This is a genomic window from Streptomyces sp. Qhu_M48 (genome assembly GCF_051305195.1).
Classification (GTDB): Bacteria; Actinomycetota; Actinomycetes; order Streptomycetales; family Streptomycetaceae; genus Streptomyces.
Genome location: NZ_CP195433.1, coordinates 38,711 through 64,676, shown reverse-complemented (window position 1 = coordinate 64,676; position 25,966 = coordinate 38,711). Strand labels below are relative to the sequence as shown.

The 25,966-nt window shown below is 72.5% G+C and carries 21 protein-coding genes and 1 pseudogene; 11 read left to right on the top strand and 11 right to left on the bottom strand.

What is annotated here, in order from left to right; translation table 11 throughout:
- Positions 1 to 247: 247 nt before the first annotated feature.
- Positions 248 to 1,354: a CU044_5270 family protein gene (locus ACRRSS_RS36650; RefSeq protein ID WP_435975566.1), complete on the bottom strand. Its 1,107-nt coding sequence runs from the start codon at positions 1,352 to 1,354 to the stop codon at positions 248 to 250.
- The gene (locus tag ACRRSS_RS36645) at positions 1,351 to 1,989 is read right to left on the bottom strand and encodes an RNA polymerase sigma factor (protein WP_435975565.1); all 639 of its coding nucleotides are present in this window, start codon (positions 1,987 to 1,989) and stop codon (positions 1,351 to 1,353) included. The genes ACRRSS_RS36650 and ACRRSS_RS36645 overlap by 4 nt, the downstream gene beginning before the upstream one ends.
- A gap of 354 nt (positions 1,990 to 2,343) precedes the next feature.
- Between ACRRSS_RS36645 and ACRRSS_RS36640 the strand changes: the two genes are divergently transcribed.
- Together ACRRSS_RS36640 and ACRRSS_RS36635 are read left to right on the top strand one after the other, a co-directional pair.
- Positions 2,344 to 2,553, top strand: a complete 210-nt coding sequence (locus ACRRSS_RS36640) for a hypothetical protein (RefSeq protein ID WP_435975564.1) — start codon at positions 2,344 to 2,346, stop codon at positions 2,551 to 2,553.
- 1,012 nt (positions 2,554 to 3,565) lie between these two features.
- A complete protein-coding gene (locus tag ACRRSS_RS36635) occupies positions 3,566 to 3,940 on the top strand; it encodes a PRC-barrel domain-containing protein (RefSeq protein WP_435975563.1) in 375 nt (124 codons plus the stop codon).
- Positions 3,941 to 4,032: 92 nt separating this feature from the next.
- Here ACRRSS_RS36635 and ACRRSS_RS36630 read toward each other — a convergent pair whose 3' ends face one another.
- The 3 genes from ACRRSS_RS36630 to ACRRSS_RS36620 all read right to left on the bottom strand — a co-directional run bounded on the left by ACRRSS_RS36630 (position 4,033) and on the right by ACRRSS_RS36620 (position 6,816).
- A complete protein-coding gene (locus ACRRSS_RS36630) occupies positions 4,033 to 4,401 on the bottom strand; it encodes a hypothetical protein (RefSeq protein ID WP_435975562.1) in 369 nt (122 codons plus the stop codon).
- A gap of 124 nt (positions 4,402 to 4,525) precedes the next feature.
- Positions 4,526 to 5,239: a TauD/TfdA family dioxygenase gene (locus ACRRSS_RS36625; RefSeq protein ID WP_435975667.1), complete on the bottom strand. Its 714-nt coding sequence runs from the start codon at positions 5,237 to 5,239 to the stop codon at positions 4,526 to 4,528.
- 464 nt (positions 5,240 to 5,703) lie between these two features.
- The gene (locus ACRRSS_RS36620; RefSeq protein WP_435975561.1) at positions 5,704 to 6,816 is read right to left on the bottom strand and encodes an arylamine N-acetyltransferase family protein; all 1,113 of its coding nucleotides are present in this window, start codon (positions 6,814 to 6,816) and stop codon (positions 5,704 to 5,706) included.
- A 280-nt stretch (positions 6,817 to 7,096) separates the two neighbouring features.
- On the opposite strand from ACRRSS_RS36620, the gene ACRRSS_RS36615 reads away from it, so the two are divergent.
- From ACRRSS_RS36615 to ACRRSS_RS36605, 3 genes are all read left to right on the top strand, one after another.
- Positions 7,097 to 7,642: a VOC family protein gene (locus ACRRSS_RS36615; RefSeq protein ID WP_435975560.1), complete on the top strand. Its 546-nt coding sequence runs from the start codon at positions 7,097 to 7,099 to the stop codon at positions 7,640 to 7,642.
- Complete coding sequence (locus tag ACRRSS_RS36610; RefSeq protein WP_435975559.1) at positions 7,626 to 8,429, top strand: MerR family transcriptional regulator; 804 nt, start codon at positions 7,626 to 7,628, stop codon at positions 8,427 to 8,429. Before ACRRSS_RS36615 ends, ACRRSS_RS36610 begins: the two co-directional genes overlap by 17 nt.
- Before the next feature lie 213 nt (positions 8,430 to 8,642).
- Positions 8,643 to 9,023, top strand: a complete 381-nt coding sequence (locus ACRRSS_RS36605; RefSeq protein ID WP_435975558.1) for an FKBP-type peptidyl-prolyl cis-trans isomerase — start codon at positions 8,643 to 8,645, stop codon at positions 9,021 to 9,023.
- A gap of 56 nt (positions 9,024 to 9,079) precedes the next feature.
- Here ACRRSS_RS36605 and ACRRSS_RS36600 read toward each other — a convergent pair.
- A pseudogene (locus tag ACRRSS_RS36600) lies at positions 9,080 to 9,463 on the bottom strand (HIT family protein); the annotation flags it as partial.
- Between the two features lie 196 nt (positions 9,464 to 9,659).
- On the opposite strand from ACRRSS_RS36600, the gene ACRRSS_RS36595 reads away from it, so the two are divergent.
- Positions 9,660 to 10,490 (top strand): glycoside hydrolase domain-containing protein, encoded by an 831-nt coding sequence (locus ACRRSS_RS36595; RefSeq protein ID WP_435975557.1) that lies wholly within the window; start codon positions 9,660 to 9,662, stop codon positions 10,488 to 10,490.
- A gap of 228 nt (positions 10,491 to 10,718) precedes the next feature.
- A complete protein-coding gene (locus tag ACRRSS_RS36590) occupies positions 10,719 to 11,312 on the top strand; it encodes a GNAT family N-acetyltransferase (RefSeq protein ID WP_435975556.1) in 594 nt (197 codons plus the stop codon).
- Positions 11,313 to 11,436: 124 nt separating this feature from the next.
- On the opposite strand, the gene ACRRSS_RS36585 is transcribed toward ACRRSS_RS36590, so the two are convergent.
- Entirely contained in the window at positions 11,437 to 11,943 is a 507-nt protein-coding gene (locus ACRRSS_RS36585) for a hypothetical protein (protein WP_435975555.1), read from the bottom strand.
- Between the two features lie 943 nt (positions 11,944 to 12,886).
- Here ACRRSS_RS36585 and ACRRSS_RS36580 point away from each other — a divergent pair.
- The gene (locus ACRRSS_RS36580; RefSeq protein ID WP_435975554.1) at positions 12,887 to 13,513 is read left to right on the top strand and encodes a hypothetical protein; all 627 of its coding nucleotides are present in this window, start codon (positions 12,887 to 12,889) and stop codon (positions 13,511 to 13,513) included.
- Between the two features lie 64 nt (positions 13,514 to 13,577).
- On the opposite strand, the gene ACRRSS_RS36575 is transcribed toward ACRRSS_RS36580, so the two are convergent.
- Positions 13,578 to 14,252 carry a 2-phosphosulfolactate phosphatase gene (locus ACRRSS_RS36575; RefSeq protein ID WP_435975553.1) on the bottom strand — a complete coding sequence of 225 codons (675 nt, stop codon included), beginning with the start codon at positions 14,250 to 14,252 and terminating at the stop codon, positions 13,578 to 13,580.
- 222 nt (positions 14,253 to 14,474) lie between these two features.
- On the opposite strand from ACRRSS_RS36575, the gene ACRRSS_RS36570 reads away from it, so the two are divergent.
- Positions 14,475 to 15,644: an IS701 family transposase gene (locus tag ACRRSS_RS36570; RefSeq protein WP_435975552.1), complete on the top strand. Its 1,170-nt coding sequence runs from the start codon at positions 14,475 to 14,477 to the stop codon at positions 15,642 to 15,644.
- Between the two features lie 46 nt (positions 15,645 to 15,690).
- Positions 15,691 to 16,527, top strand: a complete 837-nt coding sequence (locus ACRRSS_RS36565; protein ID WP_435975551.1) for an AfsR/SARP family transcriptional regulator — start codon at positions 15,691 to 15,693, stop codon at positions 16,525 to 16,527.
- 14 nt (positions 16,528 to 16,541) lie between these two features.
- Here the strand turns inward: ACRRSS_RS36565 and ACRRSS_RS36560 are convergent, their stop codons facing one another.
- On the bottom strand, positions 16,542 to 17,219 hold the full coding sequence (locus ACRRSS_RS36560) for a ScbR family autoregulator-binding transcription factor (protein WP_435975550.1): 678 nt from the start codon (positions 17,217 to 17,219) through the stop codon (positions 16,542 to 16,544).
- A 155-nt stretch (positions 17,220 to 17,374) separates the two neighbouring features.
- Between ACRRSS_RS36560 and ACRRSS_RS36555 the strand changes: the two genes are divergently transcribed.
- Positions 17,375 to 18,238, top strand: coding sequence for a ScbA/BarX family gamma-butyrolactone biosynthesis protein (locus tag ACRRSS_RS36555; protein ID WP_435975549.1), 864 nt, complete (start codon positions 17,375 to 17,377; stop codon positions 18,236 to 18,238).
- Positions 18,239 to 18,348: 110 nt separating this feature from the next.
- Here the strand turns inward: ACRRSS_RS36555 and ACRRSS_RS36550 are convergent, their stop codons facing one another.
- Entirely contained in the window at positions 18,349 to 19,119 is a 771-nt protein-coding gene (locus ACRRSS_RS36550) for an SDR family NAD(P)-dependent oxidoreductase (RefSeq protein WP_435975548.1), read from the bottom strand.
- Positions 19,120 to 19,422: 303 nt separating this feature from the next.
- Positions 19,423 to 25,896, bottom strand: a complete 6,474-nt coding sequence (locus ACRRSS_RS36545; protein ID WP_435975547.1) for a type I polyketide synthase — start codon at positions 25,894 to 25,896, stop codon at positions 19,423 to 19,425.
- Positions 25,897 to 25,966: the final 70 nt, after the last annotated feature.

Here is a 25,966-nt window from a genome sequence, read left to right as displayed (position 1 = left end):
CGGTCGTTCAGAACAGCGGTCCGGTGACCGTTGCGGCCGGTGGGAAAGGGGCGGTGACGCCGCGGTTCACCGCTTCACCGCCCGACGTCGTCGCCCGCGACCGCGCCGGAAGACTCTGGCTGCGCCAGGTGCGCGCAGGCCCATGCCCCCTGGTTCCACCCGCACCCTTGTCGGTGGCGGGTGGAACACGTACAACCTGATCTTCTGAGCCTTGTGCGTCGGCCGCCTCTGTCCTCGCGGGCTTCGGTCAGGCGGTCCGGCCCGGAGCGGGCCGTTCCTTCAACGTGTCGACGACGGCCCGCTCCAGTACGGCGGTGCGCTCGGTGACCGTGCCGGGCTTGATGCCGTGGGCCGGCTTGACCTGGATGCCTCGGCTGCCCAGGTAGGCGAAGCTCTCACGGTCGAAGACGAGCTCGATGCGTTCGCCGGTCTTCTCGTCCAGGCGGGCCAGGGCGAGGCCGGCGCGGCCGGCGGCGTCCTGGGAGTTCTGGACGACGACCACACCGGGGATCCTCGCGGCGGCCCGGTAGAGCGCGGCGGCGTTCGGGGCCGGCACGAGCTGCTCGTTGACGATCGCCTTGATCGTCTCGAACGCCTGCTGGTCCCGGTCCCGTGGGCCACTGACGGTCTTGTAGATCCCGTTCAGCAGCGCTTCCGGGTCGGTCGGCCGGGCCTTGAGCCAGTCGTACGAAAGGGTGAGGGCCTCGCCCGGGATGTCCTTGCCGTTCACAGGCTTGGCGTGGGGGTTGTCGTTGCCGAGGCCGATGCCGCCCTCGGGCACGTAGCCGGGCTCGTCGAGCCAGCCGCTGAGCGCGTCGGGGGACTTCCAGATCTCGCGCTGGTGCAGCGGCTGCACCCACGTCCTGGACTCGTCGTTGTCGGCGTCGAGCGACTGGGAGAGGTAGGAGACCTTGCTCTTGATGTAGATGTACTGGCCGGGCTTCGGCTCCGGAATCCGCTGCGTGCTCGCGGCGGCGGCGATCTGCTGGACGGTCGAGACGAGCTGGAGGGTGCTGCCCTCCTCGACCGGCACGACGGGCGCCTCCACGGAAGCCGACCCCAGGCGCGGTGCGCCGACTTCGCCGGCCAGGACGTTGACGGCGACGACGGCGGTGAGCGCGGCGGCGGTGGCCGGGACGGCTATCAGCAGGGCGCGCCGGAGCGGCCGCTTCGCGGCCGTGGGGGCGGGGGTTGGGGCGGTGGCGGGGGCGGTGGTGCGGAACTCGTTCAACAGGTACTCCTCAAGCAGCAGCTGACGGTCGAGCGGCATCCGGGAGGCCGACGGGGCCGGCAGCAGCCGGGCGAGCTCCGCCTGGTCCAGGGGCTCGGTGCGCTTCCAGAACTCGCGGGTCATCCGTACGTCTCCTCGTGCGACTCGTACGACCGGGCCGCGCAGGTGCGGCCGTCCTGTACTTGTCCGGGACGCGGAAGCGGTTCCCGGTTCTTCGTCAGTTCCTGTCCGGCGAGTTCGCGCAGTCGTGTGCGGGCGCGTGAGAGGCGTGAGCGCACGGTGCCGATGGGGACCCCGAGCGCGGCGGCGGCCTCGGCGTATCCCAGTCCGGACCAGACGCACAGGGTGAACACCTCGCGCTCGGTGCGGCGCAGTTTCCTCAGTGCCCGCTGGGCGGCGGCGAGCTGGTCGGCGTCGGCCATGCGTCCGACGAGTTCGTCGGCGAAGTCCGGGACGGTGTCGCGGGCGGGCAGGCGTCCGAGGGCCGCCTGATGGCGGCGTGCGGCACGACGGGTGTTGCGCAGCACGTTGACGGCGATGCCCATGAGCCACGGGCGCGGGCCGGCCTCGTGGTCGAGGAGCCGGTCCCGCAGCCGCCAGGCCTCCAGAAAGGTCAGTGAAACGACGTCCTCGGCGAGGCCCCGGTCACCGCTCACGCGGACGGCGTGCCGATGGACCAGGGGGGCATGGTCACGGAAGAGTTCCCTGAACGCTTCGGGGTCTCCCGTGCGTATCCGGGCGTGCGATGTGTAGTCCACGAAGTGCCTTGTCCGCCGCCGGTGCCCGGTTCCGGTGACCTGTCTCACACGGGGCGTCAGGGGGTGGTGGCTGTTCCGTGAGTTCGTGCACCGCACCCGTGGTCCGGGCAACCCTTCAGCCGGAACTGTAGGGCCCGGGTGGCCTCACCACGGTGATCGCACGGTGGCCCTGCGGCGGCCTCGGGGCGGCGACCCTGGGCGACCTCAAGCGGGGTACTGGTGGGGGTGTGGGGCGCCGTGAGTCTTGTGGGGCCAGGGAGTTCTTGGTCTGGGTGTACGGGGCTGACCAGACGGCGGATCACGGGGCAGACGGAGAGGAACGGCCGACGGTCGGCCGGGCAGGAGGGCGCAGCCATGGCACAGGAACCCCGACCCGTTTCGGCGGCGAGCGCGGCGGCCCGGTCGGCCGCGGAGGAGGTGTCCGACCCCGCGGCGAGGGCGGTGGCGCTCGCGCTTCTGGCCGTCTGTGACGAGCTGCGGACCGTGGCCGAGAGGATGGGCAGTGTGGACACACGGCTGGAACAGGTGAACCAGTACCTCGGGGCCCTGGCCAACAAGCCCTGACCCTTCGCCGCCGGCCGGTCGGCCGAACCACACAAGGGCCAAGGGTCCTTGCGGGGTCTGTCCGGCCTCGGTGACGACGCCGCTGCTGACCAGGGCGACGGCGGGGCACAGTCGCTCCCTGAGCGCCTGCGACGCCTTCGGGTGCTCTTGGACGAATAGGTTCAGGCGCGCCGCGAGCGTCCCGTCAGCGCGGGCGCGGTAGCCGCTGGGAGCGCATGATGGTCGTAACGCCTGCCCGGGATGTCCTTCGCACGTCGTCACCGGGCAGGCGTTTCCTTCCCGGCCGAACTGCGGCTCCGCCTCCGGCATCCGTGACTGTCTCGCTCCGCCGGACGGCACCACCGGCGGTGGTGCCGTCCGGCGGACAGCCCCAGTCGGTCGCGACGGCAGCTCCGCTCACCGTTGGTTGGGGACCCTCGCGCACAGTGCGTGGTCGATCAGGGCGCCGGCGGCGCGCTCCTGGGCCCGCATGTGCTCCAGAGTGTCGCCGCGTGCCTCGGACATGGAGACCACGGCGCTTCGTCTGCCGTCGCCGGTGACGCGAGCAGCGCAGCGATGCCGAGTGCCACGGCGAGGTGCTTTCGCGGGTGGACATCACGCCTGGCCTCCGGCGTCCCGTGCTCGTTCGCCAGGACTTCGGCGTACATCGAGTTCTTCCAAGGCCGGCTCTGAGGCTCGCGCGACCGGGCTGCTGCGGCTTCCGGCTGCGGATGGCCGGATCTCCCTGGTGGCACGTGACGACGTGGCCCGCGCTCTCGCCGCGCTCGCGGTCGGTGAGCCGACCGGGCGTCACCACGACATCACAGGCTCGTCCAGCTCTTCCCGTGCCTGTGCCAGGGCCGACAGCGGTCCGGGGGCCGGGGTGTGGAGACGGTTCCTGTGGGCAGGCGGACGGTCGAGGGTGGTCGAGGACGCCCTTCCGTGCGAAGACCGTTCGGCGTGGCGGCCGGGAACTCCGAGTACCGGCAGCAGCAGCGGGAGCACGGTTCTACGAGGCAGAGGAGCTGAGGACATGACCGACCGTCAGTGGAGTTACAGCACGTCGTCCGGGCACCTGGGGGGCACCGACCTGACCGGCTGGCGGGTCGAGGCGAGCGACGGGCACATCGGCAAGGTGGACAAGCACTCCGACGAGGCCGGTGACGCCTACGTGGTCGTGGACACCGGTGTGTGGATCTTCGGCAAGGAGGTGCTCATTCCCGCGAGCTCCGTGGTCCGTGTCGACCTGGTCGAGCAGACGCTCTACCTCGGACTCTCCAAGGAGCAGGTCAAGGACTCGCCGGAGTTCCACTCCGAGAAGCACCTCGTCGACCAGCAGTACCGCGAGGAGATCTCGTCCTACTACCGCACGGCCGGCCCCTTCTCCGGCGGCGCGGGCGCCATCTGACGTCCGCTTCCCGCTACTAGGATTCGCCTCCGCCCGGCCACCCCGCCCGTTGCGCGGGGTGGCCGGACGGCTGCCGCTTCCCCCGGGGCCCTTCAGGTTCCTTCGTCGAAGCGGCCCGCCTCCACCTGAAGGGCGAGAGTCTGCAGCACCTCGGCCGAGGAGACGTCCGTCCGCCCCTCGTCGTGTGCCATGGCGAGGCTGGTGAACGCGAGGGTGAAGCCGGAGATCATGGTGTGCAGCGCGGGACCGAGGGCCACGGCGAGGAGCCGGGCGACGTCCTGGGGAGCGGCGTCCGCCGGCACTCTGATGTGGGGCAGCATCTCGTTCAGCATCTGCGTGACCACCCGCGGTGCGAGGTCGGACGCGCCCTCGACGTCGCCCTCGTCCTCCACGGCCCGGCGGATCTCCTGAGCCTCCGTCAGGATGGCGATCACACGCTTCAGAACCTCGGCTCGCTCCATCCCCGGAGCCTAGTCCCGCGACGCCCGCCGCGCTTGAGGTCTGTGATCACCGGGGATTTCCGAGGGCGTTCTCTCCCGGGCCTGGTCCTGTCGGACGTGTACCCGGGGATCCGGGGCGTGGTGTTCAGTCGGCCCACATGCGGACCAGGCATCGGGAGAGCAGGGGGTCGTGCGCGTCGGTGAAGGCGGTCCTTCCGTGCAGGACGTGTCTGTTGTCGACCAGGAGGAAGTCGCCCCGGAGCAGTGTGATCCGCATGGCTGTCCGTGGGTCGGTCAGGATCTCGTCGAACGCGTCCAGTGCCGCCAGGAGCTCGCCCGAGACGGGATGGCCCGTCTCGTGCCGGCCGCGTTCGATGTGATGGCGGTTGTAGAGGGTCTCCAGCCTTCCCGAGCCGGGTGGACGGCGGAACACGGGGAAGAACCGGTCGAACCCGTCGCCCCGCCCGAAGTGGACGCGCTGGTACAGGCGGCCGAGCAGGGCGGGTTGTCGGGTCAGCAGGCGGTTGTGCACGGTGGCTCCGCTGACCAGTAGCGACTCACCGCCGCTCCTCGCCGGCCTCACGCACAGCAGGCCGAGCACACGCGGTGGGCGTTGTTGTGGCGACCGGTCGGTGTGGGGCGGCAGGGCGCCGTCGCCCCGGTCCGCCCCCGCCGATTGCGTTCCGGCGGTCACCAGCCGGTCCGCCGCGGTTCCGCTCGGTCGTACGTCTCCCAGCGACCGGCCCAGTCGCCTCGCCAGGTCCGCGCATTCGCCGTCGGACGATCCGTCCAGTCCCAGGCCTCGTACGACGGCGAACCCGGGCCCTTCGCGAAGGCATCGGTCGACGTGCTCGACCACCCTCGGCCAGGCCTGGGCGAGCGCTTCCGCGTCGGATGTGCCGGATCCGGACCCGGACCCGGTCGGGGTCGGGGTCGGGGTCGGGGTCGGGGTCGGGGTCGGTAGCCGGACGAGCCAGTCGTCCTGGCGCAGCGAGTCCCTATCCCACACCAGGGGTCCTTCAGCAGCGGCCCGCTGTGTCACGTACTGCCTCCCGTCTCTTTCTCGGCCGTGCGGGGGCGCGGGATCTCTGCCCGGGGCCCTCGCCCTGCAGGTGACCCGTCGCCCGTCGCCGGGGCTTGGTCGGTCTGCCCTTCTGTCGCGGTCCCCGCCATCCTGCCCGGGGGCGGGCGCGCCCCAACGGCGCCCGGTGGCGTGCGAGGGCGCGCCCGCGTCCCCCTCGTGTGCCTGGTGCGTCGCGCGCCCTGTTTGGCTGTCCGGGATCACCCCCAGGGGCGCCGACAGGCCGCCCGGCCGCCGGTCGGTCAGGGTCTCGGCGACGCCGTGGCTGCTCGGCGGGTGGTGATCTCGTGGAGTTCCTCCTGTGTGAGGGCGATCCCGAAGACCTCGCGCAAGGTTCCGTCGAGGGCCTCGGGGGCGATCTCCTCGGTGGTGCTCGTCCCGTCGGGGCGGGTCGTGACGAGCGTCAGGTCGTCCAGGCTGTGGTGGGTGGTCGGGGTCATGCGCTGCGCGAAGAGCCGGCGGACGAACGGGGAGCGGGTGTTCGTGCCCACGAAGTGGCTGCCGACGGCGTAGTCGATCGGGTACTGGGCGGTCAGGGTGAAGGTGTGCCGGTCGATCCAGGGGGTCGAGGCCCGACCGGGGTCGTCGTCCGGCCCGGACGGGTTGGGGGCGGTCTGGTGTAGCCACCACTGATCGATGCCGTGGGTGCCGGGGCGCCGTTCCAGCCGGTGCCGCCAGCCGTCGTACGTGGTGTGAGCCCCGTCGGCGAGTTCGATCGGCCCGAGCGGGCCCGCCCCGAAGCCGACGTCGCACAGCCACTCGCGTGCGTCGTCGCGGGCGGTGACGGCGAGCAGGGCGTGGGTGGCGGGAAGCACCTTGGACGCGCCGAGGCTGACCCGTCCGATCATGCCGGTGACGTGGAATCCGAGGCGTTCGAGGGCGGCGGCGAAGAGGAGGACGTGCTCGAAGCAGTAGCCGCCGCGACGGTCGCGGACGAGGCGGTCCTCGATCGAGGGCAGGTCGAGTGGCAGGTCCCGGCCGAGGAGGGCGTGGACGTTCTCGAAGGGGATGCCGGTGGTGTGGGCGCGCTGGAGGCCGCGCAGGGCGGCGAGGGTGGGCTCGCGGGGGCCGTCGTAGCCGACGCGGGCCAGGTAGGCGTCGAGGTCGAGCAGCTCGCCGGACCATCGGTCGGGCCGGTGGTCCGTCGGGCTGGCCTGGGGGGCCGGGGCGGGGGGCGAGGTGTGGGGGGTGGGTGCCTCGGGGGTGGGTGCCTCCGGGGTGGGTGCCTCCGGGGTGGGTGCCTCGGGGGTGCGGGCCGCTGGAGTGGGTGCCTCTGGAGTGGGTGCCTCGGGGGGCGGGGTGGAGGTCGAGGCGGGGGGCGGGGTGCTCCCGGTGTCGGATGGCCGGATGTTCATGGTTCCAGCCTCCTGCCTCGACCTCACTTGAGGTCAAGCCTGGGCTCCCGTTCTGATCCGCGAGTCGGGACCGTATGGAGTGGCGAGCATGGGCATCCCCTCTCCCGCCCCCGCTTTCCGGCCCCCGCTCTCCCGCCCCCGTTTTCCGGCCGTACCCGGCCGCAGCGTCGTTCGCGTCGTTCGCGTCGGTCCCGTCGGTCCCGTCGTTCGCGTCGTTCGGGCAAGGGACGTTCACGGTCCGCTTGACCCTCACGTTGCGTGAGGCTGGAGGGTGGGGCCCATGAGCGACTACTACAACGCATTCGACATCAGTCCCGTGCCCGATCCCGGCCCGGATGCGGTTCCGCCGGAGCTGTTCCGTGGCATCTACGGAATGCCCGCGTTCGCGACGATCCCCACCGGCGACCTGTCGGCTTCGGTGGACTTCTGGGTTCGTGGCCTCGGGTTCTTCGAGCTCTTCAGCATCCCCGGCAGGCTCGTACATCTGCGCCGGTGGGCGTTCCAGGACGTGCTTCTCGTCACGGGGGGAAGCCCTTCGGAGCAGGTGCCGGCGATGAGCCTCAGTTTCGCGTGCGTGCTCAGCCAGGTCGACTCCCTTGTCGAGGCGTGCCGTGCGGTGCGCCCGGACTCGGTCGACGGTCCACGGGACACGCCCTGGAACACCCGCGATGTGGAGGTGACCACCCCCGAGAACGCACGGATCGTCTTCACCGCGGCGAAGCCCTTCGATCCGACCAGTCAGGAGGCGCGGAACCTTGAGGCCATCGGGATCACGCCGCCCGGCGCCGGTCCCGGCGACAATGAGCGGCATGCCTCACACCACTGACGCCGACGGCCTGACCGTCGGTCAGGTCTCGGCGTATCTGGGCGTGACCGTCCGCGCGCTGCACCACTGGGACGAGATCGGCCTGGCGCGGCCGTCGCTGCGCACGGCCGCCGGGTACCGGCTCTACACCAGTGGTGATCTGGAACGCCTGCACCGCATCGTCGCCTACCGTGAGGTCGGGCTCGGCCTGGACGGGATCCGGGCCGTCCTGGACAACACGACCGCGGACGTGACCGGCGCGTTGCGCGCGCAGCGGACCCAGGTCGCCGAACGGATCGACCGCCTCCAGCAGCTCATGTCCGGACTGGACCGGATGATCGACGCCCACGAGCGCGGCCTGCTGCTGACCGTCGAGCAGCAGGCCGCGATCTTCGGCCACCGGTGGAACCCGGACTGGCCTGCCGACGCCCGTCAGCGCTACGGAGACACGACGCAGTGGCGGCGGTACGCCGAGCTCTCGGCCTCTCGCGGTCCGGAGGAATGGCAGGCGGTCGCCGAGGCCGTCGCCGGACTCGACCGCGCCCTCGGGGAGGCCATGGACGCCGACGTCGCACCTGGCAGCCCCGAGGCCGATCGACTCGTCGAGCGGCACCGCGAGGTCTTCGCCTCGTACTTTCCCCTCACCAGGGAGATGCAGGTCTGTCTCGGCCGCATGTACGAGGCGGATCCGGGGTTCGCCGCGCACTACGACGGCATCCGCCCCGGCCTTGCCACGTGGTTCCGTCGCATCACCGACGCCAGCGCACGTGCCCACGGCATCGACCCCGACACAGCGACCTGGCAGTAGAGCGCGACTCTCGTGGGCCCACCGGAAACGCCCTCGGGCGTCCTCGGGCGTCCTCGGCGGGCGTCCGACGCCTTCACGGACTCGGCCGCGCCCCTGGCTGTGGCCGCTCCCCGGGGTCGGCTTTCTCGGTAGCGTGATCATCTGCCGCGTGGAGTGACCATGCGTCCCGGCTGGTCCGTACGAGGGCTTCCGGCGGAGAGTGATGAGGCTGCGATGAGTGAACTGACGAAGCCCGAGGTCGACCTTCCGGAGGGTGACGCTCCCACCGAGCTGACGATCCGGGATCTCGTCGTCGGCGACGGGGCCGAGGCGAAGCCGGGCATGGTCGTCCAGGTTCACTATGTCGGGGTCACCTTCGAGTCCGGCAAGGAGTTCGACGCGTCCTGGGACCGCGGCCGGCCGTTCAAGTTCGCCGTGGGCGGTGGCAGGGTCATCAAGGGCTGGGACCGGGGGATCAGGGGGATGAAGGTCGGGGGTCGGCGCGAGATCATCGTTCCCCCGCGTCTGGGGTACGGCAAGCAGTCGCCCTCGCCGTTGATCCCGGCGGGTTCGACGCTGGTCTTCGTGGTGGACCTGCTCTCAGCCACAGCCTGAGGCCTGCTGCCGCCCGGTCCCTGAGTGGCGGGCTGTCCCGGTCCCTGCCTGGCGGGCTATCCGGTCCCTGTGTGGCGGGCTGTCCCGGTCCCTGCCCGGCGGGCTATCCGGTCCCCGTCGAGGGCGTCGGCCAGCTGCGCGCCGGGATCGCCGGCGAGGCGGCGACGGGACTGACCGGTCGGCCACGTGGAGATGCCGTCGTCCACCCACCGGGGAACGACGTGGAAGTGCAGGTGGGGGACGGACTGCTCCGACCCCGGTCCGCTGGCGCTCAGGATGTTGACGCCCGAGGCGTCGAGGGCGGTTCGCATCGCCGCGGCCACGCGTTGGACGAGCGCCATCGACGCGGTCAGGACATCGGGTGGCGTGTCGAACACGCCCGTGTAGTGGCGCGTGGGCACCACCAGCGTGTGCCCCGGCGCGAGCGGGTTCAGCGGGGTGAAGGCGCAGCTCGCGGCCTCGCGGCCCTCGTGGGGCGGGACGCGAGCGGGGGGTCGGGGCGGGGCTCGGGCGGGCTCGGGCGGGGCTCGGGGCGGGGACGTAAGGGGGCTCGGGGCGGTAGATCACGGCGGGCCGCTGCCGGTTAGGGTGGGCGGGCTCCGGGAGCCCGGGGTCGGATGTCGGATGGGGTGGGGAATGTCGAAGCACAGGCTGTCCAGAAAGGGCCGCTACATAGCCCTGGCGACGACCGGTGTCGTCGTCGTGGCCGGTGCCGGGATCGCGGCGCAGACCTCGATGGCGGCCACGGCGTGGCCGGCCCAGAAGACGTACACGGGCCGTGCGTTCGACGCCTGCACGGCGCCGTCGCTCACCGCGATGAAGGCGTGGAAGAAGGACGGCTACTACGGCGGTGTCGCCGTCTACGTCGGCGGCAAGAACCGCGGGTGCGCCCAGCCCAACCTGACCAAGTCCTGGGTGAAGTCGGTCGACACGCTCGGCTGGCGCGTGGTCCCGCTCTACGTCGGCGCCCAGCCGCCCTGCCAGAAGAGCAGGAACAAGGAGAGGTTCACCGCTGCCACCGCGGCCTCGGTCGGGGTGAGCAACGCCAACGACGCGATCGCCAAGGCCTCGGCGCTCGGCATGAAGGCCGGCAGCCCGATCTACCTCAACATGGAGTCGTACGACATCGCCGACAAGGCGTGCAACGACGCCACCCTCACCTATGTGCGGGCCTTCACCAAGACCCTGCGCGCCAAGACCTACCGCGCCGGCCTCTACGGCTTCAGCAGCTCCAGCGCCAAGGCGATCGCCACCGCCACGAACCGCACGGACCTGCCTGGCAACCTCTGGTACGCCCTGTGGAACGGCCAGGAGACCACCACCAGGGACTGGCCCTGGGACCCGAAGCTGTACACCGACCACAGCCGCGCCCACCAGTACAAGGCCAACAGCAAGGAGACCCGCGGCGGCCACACCATCACGGTCGACCGCAACGCCTGGGACGCCCCGGTCGCCCTCATCGGCTGACGGATGCCGGATGCCGGAGAGCGAGCCGGTACGCGTCCCGGTGTTGGCTCGCTGCCCGCGCCGGCCCGGTTCGCGTACTCATGACCACCGCGGCGGCGCGCACGTCCGATCGGCGCGTGACAGGCGTGCTTGACGAGCGTCGGATCGGCCTCTGATGGAGGCGCTTCCGCCCTGGGAGCCGTGGAGACCGGCCGGTTCGGCCATCCCCGGATTTGGCATGATGCCCGGATGATCGTTCCCATACCTGCCGTTGTTCCCCCGGGCCGGATGAGCCGGACCGAGCAGCCCGTGTTCGGCCTGGCCAACGGCCTTGAGCTGCGCCCTTGGCAGCTTGATGACACCGAGGTCGTCATGGACGCGTGCCAGGACCCGGACGTTCAGCGATGGAACAGGCCGGGAGACCTGTCTCCGGAGGACGCGCGTGACCGGATCGCGCGCTGGGAGAAGCGCTGGCGGACCGAGGAGGCGGCGATCTGGGCGATCGCCGAACCGGGAGGCGGCAGCCCCGTGGGCCTGATCGGTCTGGCCGACTTCGATCTCAGCGGCGGCAGCGCCGAGTTCCTGTACTGGTTGCTCCCCGCCGGCCGGGGTCGCGGGGCCATGGTCGACGCGGTCGTCCGCGTCAGTCGGTGGGCCTTGGAGGACCTCGGCCTACATCGCCTCCGTATCACCCACTCCGTCGCCAACGACGCCTCCTGCCGGGTGGCGGTGAAGGCGGGGTTCGTTCTCGAAGGGACGATGCGAAGCGCCCTGCTGCACTCGGACGGCTGGCATGACGAGCATCTGCACGCGCGGGTGCAGGGTGACCCCTGGCCGGAGTGAGGGCGCCTGGTCGCGTACTTCTCAGGGCTTTGACGGCTTGGGGGCTTCGGGGCTTCGGGGCTGCAAGCAGGGCTTCGGCTGTGCGTCGCAGGCCGGTGGCGTCCCTGGCCCTTTCGACGGGCCCTCATGGCCGGTGCCGTTGTGCGTACGACCAGGTGACCGCGGTCATCAGGGCGGGGATGGCGAACAGCGGTGCGAAGGCGATCCACCAGACGGTCAGTGCCGTGTCGCTCGACATGGAGGTCTGGCTCTCGACGGTGAAGGCGACCACGAGTTGCCACAGCGCCACCAGGATCAGGAGGGCCGAGGCGGCCCAGGCCAGCGTGGCGAGGGTCCGGGGGCGCAGCGGCCGCCAGCGGTCGCTGACGAGCAGCAGCGGTGACAGGGCGGCCGCCTCGGCGAGGACGAAGAGGCCGACGACGTACGCGATGCCCCATCCCGGGATGTCGAAGACGTCGCGCAGTACCTGGTCGCTGTAGCCCACGTGGACCCCGGAGGCCATGGCGACGCGCCACAGACCGGACGGGAGCGCGCAGAGGGCTATGGCGTGGGCCGCGCGGCGGGCCCAGACGGGAGCGGGCTCGGGGGTGGAGGCGGGGAGGTGAGCGGTGGCTGTCGTCATGGCGTCCATGCTGGCTTCGGGTGTGCCTGCCGCGCGTCGTCCGCCGCGGCGGGCCGCCTCCCCCGGTCGGGGGACCGTGCGGTGGCTGAGGGAGGACCCGGAGAGGCCCCCGATCGGCGGCGGTCGTGCCGTACGACATGGCCTGACGCGGGCTCTGTCCGGGCGGGGCGGCGCCGGCTGTGGGGGTGGCCGAGGACCGTGCCTGAACTCCTGCGGGACGGTGGAGGCGTGGTCGGCGGTTCTCGTGCGGTGAAACTCCGCGCAAAGTCCGAGCGTCGGTCGCTAGGGTCGCTCGCCGTCCGTTCCCGCACCCGGGTGCACGTCCCCGAGGCGCTCTGGGTCCCGGGGGCGTCAGAGCGTCCGCTGGGGTCACCCTTGAGGGCCCGAACGGCAGCGGGGGCGTCATTCGGTCGGTCTCACCCTTTACGGCCACCGCCTGCGTCGGCCGCCGGATTTCGGTGGGGTACGAGGAGCGGGCCGCGTCGTCCGACCCGCCACCGCTCTGGGCGGCTGCCCCTGGGCCCGTCTGCCGGTGGGGCGAAGGGCGTTCGTGGTGCGTCATCTGGACGGTGGCGGTGGTCGTGGTGGTGGTACTGCCTGGTGTCCCGTGCGGGGTGCGCCTCGTAGGGGGCTTCTTCTTCGTGCCCCCGCACGGTCGCGGCGGCCGTGCGAGCGGTCGTCCGCTTCGGAGGGCGGCCATGGGACACGTACGTCCTCGTTGAACGATCCGCCGTCCCGACCGGGGAAGGCTGCCCAAGGCTCCGAGTCGCCTGGGCCCGGCCGGAGCAGCGTCGGCACGGGGCCGGGTGCGGTCACCTGAGCGCCGAGCAGCCCGCTGTGCGGCGTTCCGCCGGGTCCGGGTGCGCCCGCGGGCGGTGGAGGGCGGGCACATCACCCCGGCCTGCGACAGGTAATCCTGTCGCGAGTGACGCTCGACAGGTATGATTGTCGTATGAGCGCTGCGGCTGGGATCCCGACTCCCGACAAGAGTGACGAGAACTTCTGGGCCACCTTCACGACCCTCGTGGAGCCCCCGTGGAACGAGCCCACCACGGACGACACGTTCACCATGGACGAGCGCGTGCACGACGCGGTCCGGGCGCTGGCCGAGCGGATCTCGACCCGCGCGCTTGCCTACCGCGCCGCCGACGTGTCCTACGACCCCGTGCTCATGGCGGCGCCCGATGTGCAGCTGGCGCTCCTGCGGGCCCTGTACGAGGCCAAGCAGTCCGTCGACCGGTTGGCGGAGAGCGCCGCCACCGTCGCCGGGCGCGGCGGAGCGAACTACGCCCAGCTCGGTGCCGCCTGGGGCGGCATCAAGCGGCAGTCCGCCCGTCTCAAGTGGCCCCACGCCGTGGTCAGGAAGTCCGCGAGCGAGTCCATCCCGCTCCACTACGCGGGGGGTACGGCCGTCGTGCACCACGACGCCGACGCCGACGCCTGGTGGTATTCCGCCACCGGCGCGGACCGGCGCGAGAAGGAGTCCGAGCCCGTCCACGGCACCTACGCGGAGGCCATCGCGGGAGCGACCGAGTTCCTTCTCGCGCACGCCCTGCCCGGTCGGCCCTCGACCGTGTGAGGCGACCCGGCCGCCGCCCCGCCCCGCCGACGCCGGCCGTGACCTGACGTGATGTGACCAGACGTCACACGGCGTACGGGCGCAGGACCATGAGCGAGTCCTCCGGGGACGCCACCATCGCGAAGGGGAAGCGGTCGAGTTCGAGGCAGAGCGCGATGTCGTCGGGGTGGACGCCCTGGCGTATCCCCTGCGCCAGTTCGGCGGCGGCGCGCGACTCCGCGGCGCGGTGGAGGAATCCGGTGGCGTCCGTCCCGGCCTCGACGGCTCGCCGGGCGATGTACTGGGCGCACGCCAGGTCCTCCTCGGCCTGCCCGTCCTCGCCGGTGACCACGAACGTGACGCCGTCGCCCGCGCGTGTCCGCAGGAGCCGAGCCGTCGCCTCCGCCACGACGAAACCGGCGCACAGCACCAGTGACGCCTCCTTCACCGCGAGGGCGCCGACCGTCCCCGCCGTGGTCTTCTGCACGACGGTCCGTCCGCCGAGGTCGGCGGAGCGCAGCAGGCCCGGCGAGTTGACCAGGTCGAACCCGGGCGCGGGCGGGCCGTCCTTGAGCGCCACCGAGTTCGGGTGGCGTGCCTTGATCGCCAGGGCCTCGTCCAGCGACTCGGCGAGAACGATCTTCTCCGCCCCCTGCGCGAAGGCCCAGGCGGCCACGGTGAACGCGCGCATGACGTCGACCACGACCGCCACGGACGGGGTCTCGACCAGATCAGCGATACCAACGAATCGGGTGTCCATCCGGGTCATGATCACGCATGCCCGGCCCGGGTCGCCCGGCGCCCCCGGGGACGGCCGTGGGCACGACCCCGGAAGGTCCGTGACCACGGGATCCACACAACAAACCGGGTGTGTGGTTTCATTTGGGAGTGGCTCGCCGAGCGGCCCTCGCTCGGTGCGGCTCTTCTTCGGCGTGCCTTGAGCGGGCACGGGACACCTGGGATTCGCAGGGAGTTATGAGACATGCACTCGCCTTCGATCGGTCCGACGTTCCGCGAGACGGTCGCCGGGATACCCCTTGACCTGTTCGACTCCTTACCGAGGAACGACCAGCGGGCGAAGGCCGGTGAGTACGTCGTCGGGCTGCTGGGGGCGCACGGGCGGAAGACGTTGCGCAACGTGGCGGAGCAGTTGGGCGGGCAGGCGGCACGCCGGCAGAGCGTCCATCACTTCATCAGTGAGTCCTCCTGGGAGTGGGAGCCGGTGCGGCGTGCGCTCGCCCGGCGTACGGACGAGGTGCTCGGGGCCCGGGCCTGGGTGGTGCGTCCCACCGTGGTGCCCAAGGCGGGCGGACACTCGGTCGGGGTGGCGGAGTACTTCGCGCCGCAGCTCGGACGGACCGTCACCGGGCAGCAGTCCTACGGCGCCTGGCTGGCCTCGCCGGCGGCGGGCGTGCCGGTGAACTGGCAGCTCGTCCTGTCGGCCGGCTGGATCGACGACCTGTCGCGGCGGCAGCGGGCGCACATACCGGCGACCAGCCGGACGCTGAGTGCGGAGGAGAACGCGGGGGACGTCGCCCTGCGGGCCGCCCGTTCGCTCTCCGGGACCCCTCTTCCCGTGGTGATCGACGCGCCGGGGCTCGATCCGGTGTCCCTGGGGCGGCGCTTCGGGCGGGCCGGTGTGCCGCTCGTGCAACGGGTGGAGCCCCGACTGCGGTTGCGGGTCGACCCGCTGGCGCTGCCCGGCCACGGTGATCTGCCCCTCGCCGCGGGGTGGCTCGTCGGTTCCCTGCGGCGGCTCTGGCGGCCGGGCGCCCGGATCGCCTCGGCCGGCCGGTCCCTGTCCATGGCCGTGCCCGTCATGCTGCCGGGAGCGCCCGGGCTCGAACCGCGGCTCCTGGTGGCCCAGTGGCCCGAGTCCGACCTGTCGGCCGCGCGGCTGTGGCTGGCCGACGGCCGGATGCGCCCCGCCGACGTGCTGCGCCTGGCCCGGCTCGCCGACGTGGTGGACCGCGACGACGCGCGGGTGGCCTCGCGGGTGGGGCTGCGGGACTTCGCCGGACGGTCGTTCCAGGGCTGGCACCGTCACATCACGTTGGCCTCGGTGGCCCATCTCGCCCACGTGCGGGCCGTGCTGGGAGCCGAAGCCCCGCACCGGACGGCGCTGAGTCCGCTGCTGCTCGGGGCCGGCTGATCCGGCCCACCATCCGAGACGTCCGCGCCTTGAAGGAGAGTGCGTCATGCGATTCAACCTCATCGGACCGTTCCAGATCATCGCCGACAACGGTGCGGTCCTTCCGGTGGGAACCCCCAAGGTCTCCCAGATCCTGGCCGTTCTCCTCACCCACGCCAACGACCTCGTGACGCCGGACACCTTCATCCAGGAGCTGTGGCAGCACAGTCCGCCGCGTTCGGCGCTCAACACGGTGCAGACGTACGTGCACCACGCGCGCAGACTGCTCACGGAGGACGCCCGTCCGGACACCGAGCACTCGGTCCTGACCACACGGTTCGGCGGGTACACGATGCACGTCGAGGACGCGGCGATCGACATCAAGGTCTTCGAGCGGCTCGTCGGGCGGGGGAAGGACGAGCTCCGGGCGGGCCGGTACGAGTCGGCGGCCGACGCCCTCGGCGCGGCGCTCGACCTGTGGCGCGGCCCCGTGCTCTCCAACGTGCCCGCCGGTGATGTCCTCGCCGGGCGGATCGTCCATCTGGGGGAGTTACGGATCAGGGCGCTGGAGCTGCGGATCGAGGCCATGCGGCTGCTCGGGCGGCTGCGTGAGCTGGTCCCCGAGTTGCGGACGCTGGTGCACGACTACCCGCTCAACGAGTGGTTCCACGGGCAGCTGATCGCCGCCCTGCACCAGGCGGGGCGGCGCGCCGAGGCGCTGGACGCCTACCAGAAGGTGCGGCGGATCCTGCGGGAGGAGCTGGGGCTCGAACCGTCGCCCGACATCCAGTGGCTGCACGAGCGGGTGCTCAGCCCGGTGCGGGTCCCGGCGGCGGCGGCCACGGCGCCGCGCGGTGGTGGCGGCGTCGTGGTGCCCCTGTGGGAGTCGGTCCGTTCCGGGTGAGCCCCCGTGGGGCGTCAGGGCGCCAGGCCGACGAACTCGGTGTCCCTCGTCTCGGCGCGCCAGGCCGGCATGTCGTCGTGGAGATGGGCGGCCCGCTCGGCCGAGACCTCCAGGCGGGGCAGGACGTCGGGCTCCGTGATGGTGGGCAGGATGAGGCGGAAGAGCGAGGCGATCTCGGTCGGCAGGTCGTAGTCGCCGGGAAGGCCCTCGGTGACCACCTGGACACCGGTCCAGCAGGAGACGAGCATGCGGGCGGTCTGTTCCTCGTCGACGTCGGGGAGGACCTCACCGCGCTCCTTGGCCTCCCTGAGGAAGCCGGTGAGCAGCTCGGTCCAGTCGAGCCAGCGGGTGCCGAACTGGCGTCGGGACTGGAGGTCGATCGCCATGCGCAGGGCGGCGCTCAGCATCGGCTCTCGCGGCAGGCGGTAGGCCAGCAGGAGAACGATGTCGACCAGCTCCTGCAGTTTGAGTGCCTGGGGGCGGACGCCGTCGGTGGTCACGGCGGCGGCCAGGACGCCGCGTGCCAGATCGCCCTTGGACGGGAAGTGGAAGTAGAGCGCCCCCTTCGTCACGTCGGACCGCTCCAGGATCTCGGCGATGGTCGTGGACTCGTAACCGCGTTCGTCGAAGATCTGGGCGGCGGCCTCCAGGATGATCTTTCGGGTCCGGATCGCTCGCTCCTGCTGCGCCACAGCCACCCCTAGTACTTGTGTTCTTGCTCTCGAAAAACGGACCGGTTACGCGGTATATTATCTCGCGCCGGACCCCGGCACCTCATCTCGGCCTGACCCAGGGGGGGATCATGCCTAAGACTTTGCTATCCGATCGCCAACGGCACAGCCACGTCGTGCGCCAGATCGCGGCGCCCGTGCAGCGTCTGCCCCAGGAGTACGTGCATCTGCACAAGCAGGAGGCCGTGCTCCTCACGAACTGGTCCATCCTCGGCTCCGGCCGCTACGCGGTGAGCGCGCACTGGCCCCGCGGCGGACTCTTCGGCGACTCGGTGCAGCTGCTCCTCGCCCAGACGATCCGTCAGAGCTGCCTGCTCATCGGACACGCCGAGCTCTCGGTTCCGCTGTCCCACCAGACGTTGATGGAGTGGATGGACTTCAGCGTCTCCAGCGATTTTTACGATCCAAAAAATAAACCGGACAACCTGTTCATTCTCTTAACGTTCAGACCGAACAACCCCAGGTCATTACGGGTCGAGCTGTCGATCCTGTCCGAGGGCCGGCTGGTCGCGGAGTCGCTCCTCGACTTCAGCTGGATCGCCCCGGGCGCCTACCGCCGGCTGCGCGGTGCGCACGCCGAAGTCCCGTGGGGAGAGGCCGTCGTGCCCCCGGCCGTCCCGGCACACACCGTGGGGCGCGCCGACGAGCACGAGGTCCTGCTGGCCCCCACCGCGGCCCCGCACCGCTGGGAACTGCGCACGGACGTCTCCAACACCGCGCTGTACGACCACCGGGTCGACCACGTCCCCGGCCTCGTCCTCATAGAGGCGGCCTACCAGGCCGCCCACGCGGTCACCGGACCGGGGCGCGGCCCCGTCCGGGTCATGAGCACCTTCGACTCCTACGTCGAGTTCGACGCGCCCTGCCTGATCGACGCCGTGGTCGTCCCGGCGACGGACGAGGACACCGCCCGCGTCGAGGTGACGGGTGTGCAGAACGGTGAACGCACCTTCTCCGTCACGATGGACTGCCCGCAGTAACTCCCGTCGACTCCCGTCACACGGCGTCATGACGAGGGGGGCGGTACCGGTCCGTCGGACCGGTACCGCCCCCCTCGTCCGTTCCCCCGTCCCGCCGGACGGGGCGGTTCTCAGCGGTTGACGTACCCGCCGTCCACCGGCATCACCGTGCCCGTGACGTACGAGGACCGGTCGCTGAGCAGCCAGGCCGCGGCCTCGGCCACCTCCTCCGGCGCCGCGGTCCGGCCCTGGGGCGTGACCTCGTGGATCGCCTCCTCCAGGCCGGGGTTGCGCGCGTACCAGTCGACCGTGATCTCGCTGCGGGTCGAGCCGGGGGCCAGCGCGTTCACCCGGATGCCCTGGCGGGCGTACTCGTCGGCCGCGGCGCGGGTGAAGCCGACCACCGCGTGCTTGGACGCCACGTACGGGGCCGCGGTGGGGATCGCCACCAGGCCGCCCACGCTGCTGTTGTTGACGATGGCTCCGCCGCCGCTCGGGAGCATCGCGCCTATCTCGGCGCGCAGGCAGTTCCACAGCCCGCGCACATTGGTGTCGACGATGGTGTCGTAGACCTCGTCCCCCATCTCGTGGAGGGGCGCCTGGTCCCCGCCGACGCCCGCGTTGTTGAAGGCTCCGTCGAGCCTGCCGTGACGTTCCGTCGCGTGCACGACCGCGCGCCGCGCGTCCTCGGCCCTCGTCACGTCGCACACCACCGAAGAGGCCTTGAGCCCCTTGGCGGTCAGCTCCGCCACGACGGCGGTGAGTCTCTCCTCACGGCGCGCGGCGAGGACCACCGACGCGCCCTCGCGGGCGAAGAGGTACGCGGCGGCGGCACCGATGCCGCTGCTCGCCCCCGTGACCAGAATGACCTTGTCCCGCAGCAAACCACCCGTATCGCTCATGGCGCAGATGTTCCCATCGGGCGATCCGTCGACGGCCTTCTTCCCCCAAGGTCAAGGGAAGGTATGTCAGGTCAAAGAGGGGTCAAGTCCGGAGCGTGACGGGAAAGGGCGGATCACGTACCCCGACGCGGTGGGAAAGGGCGGGTCAAGCCCGGGTCGCGGTGGAAAGGGCGGAAGGGCGGGCCCCGGGCGGAAGGGGCGGAGGGCCGGACCTCGGTGGAGAAGGGGGAGGGCCGGGGCGTCGGTGGGAGAGGGCGGAGGGCCGGGCCGGGGCGTGTCGTCGGGCCCCGGTCCGGCCCCGCCTCACGCGCCCGCCGGTGCCCTGCCCGGAGCCGGCGGGAAGTGGCCCACCTCGACGAAGAAGTCGACGTACCGGGCGAAGAGTTCCGCCGTCAGGGGCGGGCAGTCGACGCCGGTCCCCTCCAGGGCCGCGAGGGTCTCCGAGGTGTCGATCGGCGGGTAGAAGCCATCCGTGTCCGAGGTCATCATCTCGAAGGCGTGCAGCAGCGGCCGCAGCGCGTTGTCGCCGGCCGCGCCCACCCTCTCGTGCCAGCTCCGCCACTCCTCCTCGGCCAGCGGGTACCCGTGGTCCCGCAGGTACTCCACGGACTGCGCGAGGCTCAGGGAGCTCTGGTTGAACAGGTGGAACGTACGGCCGGCCGTCTCCTCCTGCCGGGAGAGGGTGGTGATGGCGGCGCTGACGTAGTCGACCGGCAGCAGGTGGAACCGGCCGCTGGTGCCGGCGGGCACCGCCGCGGACTGGAGGATGCCCTTGAGGCTCAGCCAGACGAAGTCGCGGGTCTGGCAGGCGCCGGTCCGGGTGTCGCCGGAGATCACGTCCACCCGGTAGACGGAGACGGGCAGTCCGCGGTCGCGGGCGGTGCCGATGAGCTGCTCGGCCACCCACTTGCTCTGGAGGTAGCCGCTGGGCAGGGCCTCGGCGGGGCCGGTCGGGTCGGTCGTCCGGAGCGGGACGCCCTCCTCCCGTACCCCGTCGAAGACGCCGACGGTGGACACGTAGTGGACGGGGACCGTGCGGTGACGGGCCGCCAGGCGCAGCACCTCCTCCGTGCCGCGGACGTTGGCGTCGCGCAGCGCGGTGTACGGGTGCAGCCAGTGGACCCGGGCGCCGTTGTGGTAGACGGCGTCCACCGTCCGCGCCAGTCCGTCGAACTCCTCCTCGGTGAGACCGAGCCGCTCCTCGGCCAGGTCGCCGAGGACCAGGGAGAGGCGGCTCTCGTCGACCTCGTCCCACAGTCGGTACCACTCCATGTTGGTCCGCAGCCGCTTCCTCGCCTCGTCCTCGTCGGCGCCGCGGACCAGGCAGTGGATCGTCGCCGTCGTCGTCCGCATCAGGTCGCGCAGCAGGAACGCGCCGAGGAAGCCGGTGGCTCCGGTCAGCAGGATCGACGCCGGCTCCGGGACCGACCGTACGACCTCGTCCGCCGGGCGGATGTCGTCGGCGAGGCGCACCTCGGCCGCGTAGTCCACGGCGGGCAGCGCCGGGGCGGCGTCCGCACCGGACCCGCCGGCGAGCTGCCCGGAGACGAAGGCGGCGAGGGCGGCGGGGGTGGGGTGGTCGAAGACCAGCGTCGCGGGCAGCTTGGAGCCGGCCAGGGCGCTCAGCCGGTTGCGGAGCTCGACGGAGGTCAGCGAGTCGAAGCCCAGCTTGGTCAGCGGCTGTCCGGCCTGGACGGCGGAGGTGTCGGGGTGGCCGAGGACGGCCGCGGTGAGGACGAGCACCGCGTCCAGGACGGCCTGTTCGCGCTCGGGCCCGTCGAGCCCGGCGACCAGGTCGGCGAGCGAGGCGTCCGCGGCCGTGCCCTCCCCGGCGGCCGCCCGGCGGGCGGGGGCGGGGGCGAGCCCGGTGAGGACCACCGGGATGCGGCCGGGCTGTTCGCGCAGGACGGCGATGTCGAGCGGGGTCGCCACGACGGCCGGGCGTCCGAGGGCGATCGCCCGGTCGAGCAGGGCGGGCCCCTGCTCCTGGGGCACGGGCCGGAATCCGCCGCGGGCGATCCGGCCGAGGTCGGTCTCGCTGAGGTGGCCGCTCATGCCGCCGGACTGCTCCCAGAGTCCCCAGGCGACCGAGGTGGCGGGCAGGCCGTGGGCGTGCCGGTGCTCGGCGAGGGCGTCCAGGAACTGGTTGGCGGCGGCGTAGTTGGACTGGCCGGGTCCGCCGACGACCGCGGCGATGGAGGAGAAGAGGACGAAGGCGGTGAGCTTCTCGCTGCCCTGGGTGAGCCGGTGCAGGTTCCAGGCGGCGTCGACCTTGGGCCGCAGCACGCCGTGCAGTCGCTCGGGGGTGAGGGTGGTGACGAGGCCGTCGTCCAGGACGCCGGCGGCGTGCACGACGCCGGTGAGCGGGAGGTCGGCGGGGATCGTGCCGAGGAGCTCGGCGAGCGCGGTGTGGTCGGCCGTGTCGCAGGCGGCGAGGGTGACCCGGGCGCCCAGGGCGGTCAGCTCGGCCGCCAGCTCCTTCGCACCGGCGGCGGCGGGGCCGCTGCGGCTGGTGAGCAGGAGGTGGCGCACGCCGTGGACGGTCACGAGGTGGCGGGCGAAGAGGGCGCCGAGGCTGCCGGTGCCGCCGGTGATCAGGACCGTGCCGTCGGGGTTCCAGGTGGGGGTGGACGCGGCGCCGGTCGCGGTGGCGCGGGCGAGGCGGGGGGCGTACGCCTGTCCGGCGCGCAGGGCGGCCTGGGGTTCGCCGGAGGCGGCGAGCGCCGCGATGACGTCACGGTCCGCGCCGGTGTCGGTGTCGGTGTCGGTGTCGGTGTCCGTGTCCGTGTCGATGAGGACGATGCGGCCGGTGTGCTCCGACTGGGCCGAGCGGAGCAGGCCCCAGACGGCCGCGCCCGCCAGGTCGGTGACGTCCTCGCCCTGACGCGTGGCGACCGCGCCCGAGGTGACCACCGCGAGCCGGGTCCCCTCCAGGCGCTCGTCGGCCAGCCACTCCCGTACCAGCGCGAGGACCCTCTCCGTGGTGGCGTGGACCGAGCCGGGCAGGGAGCCCGCCGGTTCCGGCCGGGTGCGGAGGACGACGAGGGGGACCGCCCGGCCGACGGCGACGGCCTCGGCCACCTCCGACGGGCTCGTGAAGTCGCCGCCGTCGCCGAGCGTGGCCAGGCGGGTCTCCCCCCCGGCCTCCACGCCCAGGGGCGTCCAGCCCATGTGGAACAGGGCGTCGTCGTGGCGGCCGGCGGCCGTCGCGAACGAGCCGTCGTCGACACCGCGCACCGCCGTCTCCGCGACGAGGGCGACGGGCTGCCCGGCCGGGTCGGCGAGTTCGACGCGCGCGCCGCCGCCGTCGCGCGGAGCGATGCGGACCCGGAGCGAGGTGGCGCCGGTCGCGTAGAGCCGTACGCCGCGCCAGTGCCCGGCGAGCGGGGCCCCGGCCCCCTCCCGTACGGCGGTCAGAAGGGGCCGTACCGCCGCGTCGAGGAGCGCGGGGTGGAGGGTGAAGCCCTCGGCACCGGGCGTCCGCTCGGGCAGGGCGGCCTCGGCGAAGAGCTCGTCGCCGCGGCGCCAGGCCGCGGTGAGGACCTGGAACGCCGGCCCGTACGTGAGGCCCGTCCCGGCGAGTCCGGCGTACAGCTCTTCGAGGGCGATCTCCTCGGCGTCGGCGGGCGGCCACGCGACCGGCTCGAACGCGGGCCCCTGGGCGGTGACGCTCAGGACTCCGTGGGCGTGCGCGGTCCAGGGCGCGTCGGCGTCGTCGGGGCGGCCGTGGACGGTGAACGGGCGGCGCCCGGTGGCGTCGGCGGCGTCCACGGTGACCTGGAGCTGGTGGGTGGAGCCGCCCGTGCCGAGGACGAACGGGGCGTCGAGGACGAGCTCGTCGAGGGTCGTCGCCCCCGACTCGTCCCCGGCCCGGACGGCGAGTTCGACCAGGGCGGAGGCCGGGAGGACGGGCGAGCCGAGGGCGATGTGGTCGGCGGTCCACGGGTGGGTGCGGGGGGAGAAGGTGCTGGTGAACACGGTCCGGTCGGCGCCCGCGAGGACGACGGCGGCCCCGAGCAGGGGGTGCCCGGTCGGCCGCATGCCGAGCCCGGCGGCGTCGGGAGCGCCGGCCGCCGCGTCCACCCAGTACCGCTGGTGCTGGAAGGCGTACGTGGGCAGGGGCACCCGGCGGGCGCCGGTGCCGGAGAAGAAGCCCGTCCAGTCGACGGGGACGCCGTGCTGGTGGAGCCGGCCGAGCGCGGCGACGGCCGTGTCGGCCTCGGACCGGTCGCGGCGCGTCAGGGCGACGGCGGTGGGGACGAGCTCGGCGGCGAGGGCGGAGAGGACGCCGTCGGGGCCGAGTTCCAGGGTGGCGGTGACGCCCTGGGCGACCATCGTCTCGACGGCGTCGGCGAAGCGGACGGTCCCCCGGACCTGGTCGGCCCAGTAGTCGGCGGACCGCAGGTCCGTACCCGTGGCCACCTTGCCGGTGACCGTCGAGACCACGGCGATACGGGGGGCCTCGTACGTGATGCCCGAGGCGACGGCCTTGAACTCGGCCAGCATCGGGTCCATCAGCGGCGAGTGGAAGGCGTGGCTGACCGTCAGACGACGGGTCCTGCCCCCCTGCTCCCCGATCTTCCGCGCCACGTCGAGGACGGCCGTCTCCTCACCGGAGACGACGACCGAACGGGGGCCGTTGACCGCCGCGATCGCCACCTGGCCTTCGAGGAGGGCGATGACCTCAGCCTCCGTCGCCTCGACCGCGACCATCGCACCGCCCCGCGGCAGCGCCTGCATCAAAGACGCGCGCGCCACCACCAGACGGACCGCGTCTTCGAGGGAGAACACCCCGGCCACATGAGCGGCCGCGATCTCGCCGATCGAGTGGCCCGCCACGAAGTCCGGACGGACACCCCACGACTCCACCAGACGGAACAGCGCCACCTCCACCGCGAACAGCGCCGGCTGCGTCCACCCCGTCTCGTCCAGACCCTCACCCGAGGCGATCACCTCACGCAGCGAACCCTCGAGAGCGGCATCGAACAGACCGGCAACCTCGTCGAAGGCCGCCGCGAACACCGGGAAGGACGCGTACAACTCCTGCGCCATCCCCGCCCGCTGCGCACCCTGGCCGGTGAAGAGGAAGCCGGTACGGCCTCCGGCGCGCTCGCCGCGCACCAGGCCCGGGGCCGTACCGCCCTCCGCCAGCGCGCGTACTCCGGCGAGCAGTTCCTCGCGGTCGCGGCCCGTGACCACCGCGCGGTGGTCGAGCGCCGCCCGGCCCGTCGCCAGGGAGAAACCCACGTCCAGCGGGGAGAGGGTGGCATCGGCCGTGAGGTGGTCCAGGACGCGGCGGGCCTGCTCCCGCAGGGCGTCCGGCGTCCGGCCCGAGACCGGCCACGGGACCACGGGCGGGGCGTCCGTCCCGGTCGGCGCGGGTTCCTCCACCGGCGGCTGCTCGATGATGACGTGCGCGTTCGTGCCGCTGACGCCGAAGGCGGAGACGGCGGCCCGGCGGGCGCGTGCGGTGGCCGGCCAGTCGCGGGCCTCGGTGAGCAGCTCGACGGCGCCGGAGTCCCAGTCCGCCATCGGCGTGGGGCTCTCCACGTGCAGGGTGCGGGGCAGGACGCCGTGCTCGATGGCCTGGATCATCTTGATGACGCCGCCGACACCGGCCGCGGCGACGGTGTGCCCGATGTTCGACTTGAGGGAGCCGAGGTAGAGCGGGCTGCCCTCCGGGCGGCCCTGGCCGTAGGTGGCGAGCAGCGCCTGGGCCTCGATCGGGTCGCCGAGCCGGGTGCCGGTGCCGTGCGCCTCCACGACGTCGACGTCGGCGGTGGTCAGGCGGGCGTCGGCGAGGGCCTGGCGGATGACCCGCTCCTGGGAGGGGCCGTTGGGGGCGGTGAGGCCGTTGGAGGCGCCGTCCTGGTTGACGGCGGAGCCGCGGATGACGGCCAGCACGCGGTGGCCGTTGCGGCGCGCGTCGGACAGCTTCTCCACGAGGAGCATGCCGACGCCCTCCGACCACGAGGTGCCGTCCGCGTCGGCGGAGAAGGACTTGATGCGGCCGTCGGGGGCCAGGCCGCTCTGCCGGGAGAAGTCGACGAACCCGCCGGGGGTCGCCGTCACCGTGACGCCGCCCGCCAGGGCGAGGTCGGACTCGCCGGTGCGCAGCGACTGCACCGCGAGGTGGAGGGCGACGAGCGAGGAGGAGCAGGCCGTGTCGACGGAGAGGGCGGGGCCTTCCAGGCCGAGGCTGTAGGCGATCCGGCCCGAGGCGACGCTGCTGAGCTTGCTGGTCAGCAGGTAGCCCTCGAACTCCTCGGGCCCGTCGAGGCCGAGGTAGCTCTGCTCGATGATGCCCGCGAAGACGCCCGTACGGCTGCCGCGCAGGGTGTCGGGGTCGATGCCGGCCTGCTCGAAGGCCTCCCAGGAGGTCTCCAGGAGGAGGCGCTGCTGCGGGTCCATGGCGAGGGCCTCGCGGGGCGAGATCCCGAAGAAGCCGGCGTCGAAGAGGGCGGCGTCGTGCAGGAACCCCGCCTGGCGGGTGTAGGAGGTGCCGGGGTGGCCCGGGTCGGGGTCGTAGAGGCGCTCCAGGTCCCAGCCGCGGTCGGTGGGGAAGTCGGTGATGGCGTCGGTTCCTTCGGCGACCAGGTGCCACAGGTCGTCGGGTGAGGCCACTCCGCCGGGGAACCGGCAGGCCATGCCGACGACGGCGATCGGCTCGGACTCGGCCGCCTCGAGCGCGGCGATCTTGCGGTTGGCCTTCTGCAGGTCGACCGTGACCCGCTTCAGGTACTCGACGAGCTTCTCTTCGTTCGACGGATTGGACATCGGGTTCGTGCTCTCCTCGGGCGAAGGCTGAGTGGCGGGGGCCGGTCCGGCGGAAGGGAGCCGGTCCGGC

What these genes read in the sequence shown, in the direction of transcription:
- ACRRSS_RS36595 (WP_435975557.1), top strand. Translation starts at nt 9,660, where the DNA reads ATGTCGAAGCACAGGCTGTCCAGAAAGGGCCGCTACATAGCCCTGGCG.
- ACRRSS_RS36615 (WP_435975560.1), top strand. Translation starts at nt 7,097, where the DNA reads ATGAGCGACTACTACAACGCATTCGACATCAGTCCCGTGCCCGATCCC.
- ACRRSS_RS36545 (WP_435975547.1), bottom strand. Translation starts at nt 25,896, where the DNA reads ATGTCCAATCCGTCGAACGAAGAGAAGCTCGTCGAGTACCTGAAGCGG.
- ACRRSS_RS36585 (WP_435975555.1), bottom strand. Translation starts at nt 11,943, where the DNA reads ATGGACGCCATGACGACAGCCACCGCTCACCTCCCCGCCTCCACCCCC.
- ACRRSS_RS36610 (WP_435975559.1), top strand. Translation starts at nt 7,626, where the DNA reads ATGCCTCACACCACTGACGCCGACGGCCTGACCGTCGGTCAGGTCTCG.
- ACRRSS_RS36635 (WP_435975563.1), top strand. Translation starts at nt 3,566, where the DNA reads ATGACCGACCGTCAGTGGAGTTACAGCACGTCGTCCGGGCACCTGGGG.
- ACRRSS_RS36575 (WP_435975553.1), bottom strand. Translation starts at nt 14,252, where the DNA reads ATGGACACCCGATTCGTTGGTATCGCTGATCTGGTCGAGACCCCGTCC.
- ACRRSS_RS36605 (WP_435975558.1), top strand. Translation starts at nt 8,643, where the DNA reads ATGAGTGAACTGACGAAGCCCGAGGTCGACCTTCCGGAGGGTGACGCT.
- ACRRSS_RS36650 (WP_435975566.1), bottom strand. Translation starts at nt 1,354, where the DNA reads ATGACCCGCGAGTTCTGGAAGCGCACCGAGCCCCTGGACCAGGCGGAG.
- ACRRSS_RS36580 (WP_435975554.1), top strand. Translation starts at nt 12,887, where the DNA reads ATGAGCGCTGCGGCTGGGATCCCGACTCCCGACAAGAGTGACGAGAAC.
- ACRRSS_RS36565 (WP_435975551.1), top strand. Translation starts at nt 15,691, where the DNA reads ATGCGATTCAACCTCATCGGACCGTTCCAGATCATCGCCGACAACGGT.
- ACRRSS_RS36620 (WP_435975561.1), bottom strand. Translation starts at nt 6,816, where the DNA reads ATGAACATCCGGCCATCCGACACCGGGAGCACCCCGCCCCCCGCCTCG.
- ACRRSS_RS36630 (WP_435975562.1), bottom strand. Translation starts at nt 4,401, where the DNA reads ATGGAGCGAGCCGAGGTTCTGAAGCGTGTGATCGCCATCCTGACGGAG.
- ACRRSS_RS36550 (WP_435975548.1), bottom strand. Translation starts at nt 19,119, where the DNA reads ATGAGCGATACGGGTGGTTTGCTGCGGGACAAGGTCATTCTGGTCACG.
- ACRRSS_RS36640 (WP_435975564.1), top strand. Translation starts at nt 2,344, where the DNA reads ATGGCACAGGAACCCCGACCCGTTTCGGCGGCGAGCGCGGCGGCCCGG.
- ACRRSS_RS36570 (WP_435975552.1), top strand. Translation starts at nt 14,475, where the DNA reads ATGCACTCGCCTTCGATCGGTCCGACGTTCCGCGAGACGGTCGCCGGG.
- ACRRSS_RS36590 (WP_435975556.1), top strand. Translation starts at nt 10,719, where the DNA reads ATGATCGTTCCCATACCTGCCGTTGTTCCCCCGGGCCGGATGAGCCGG.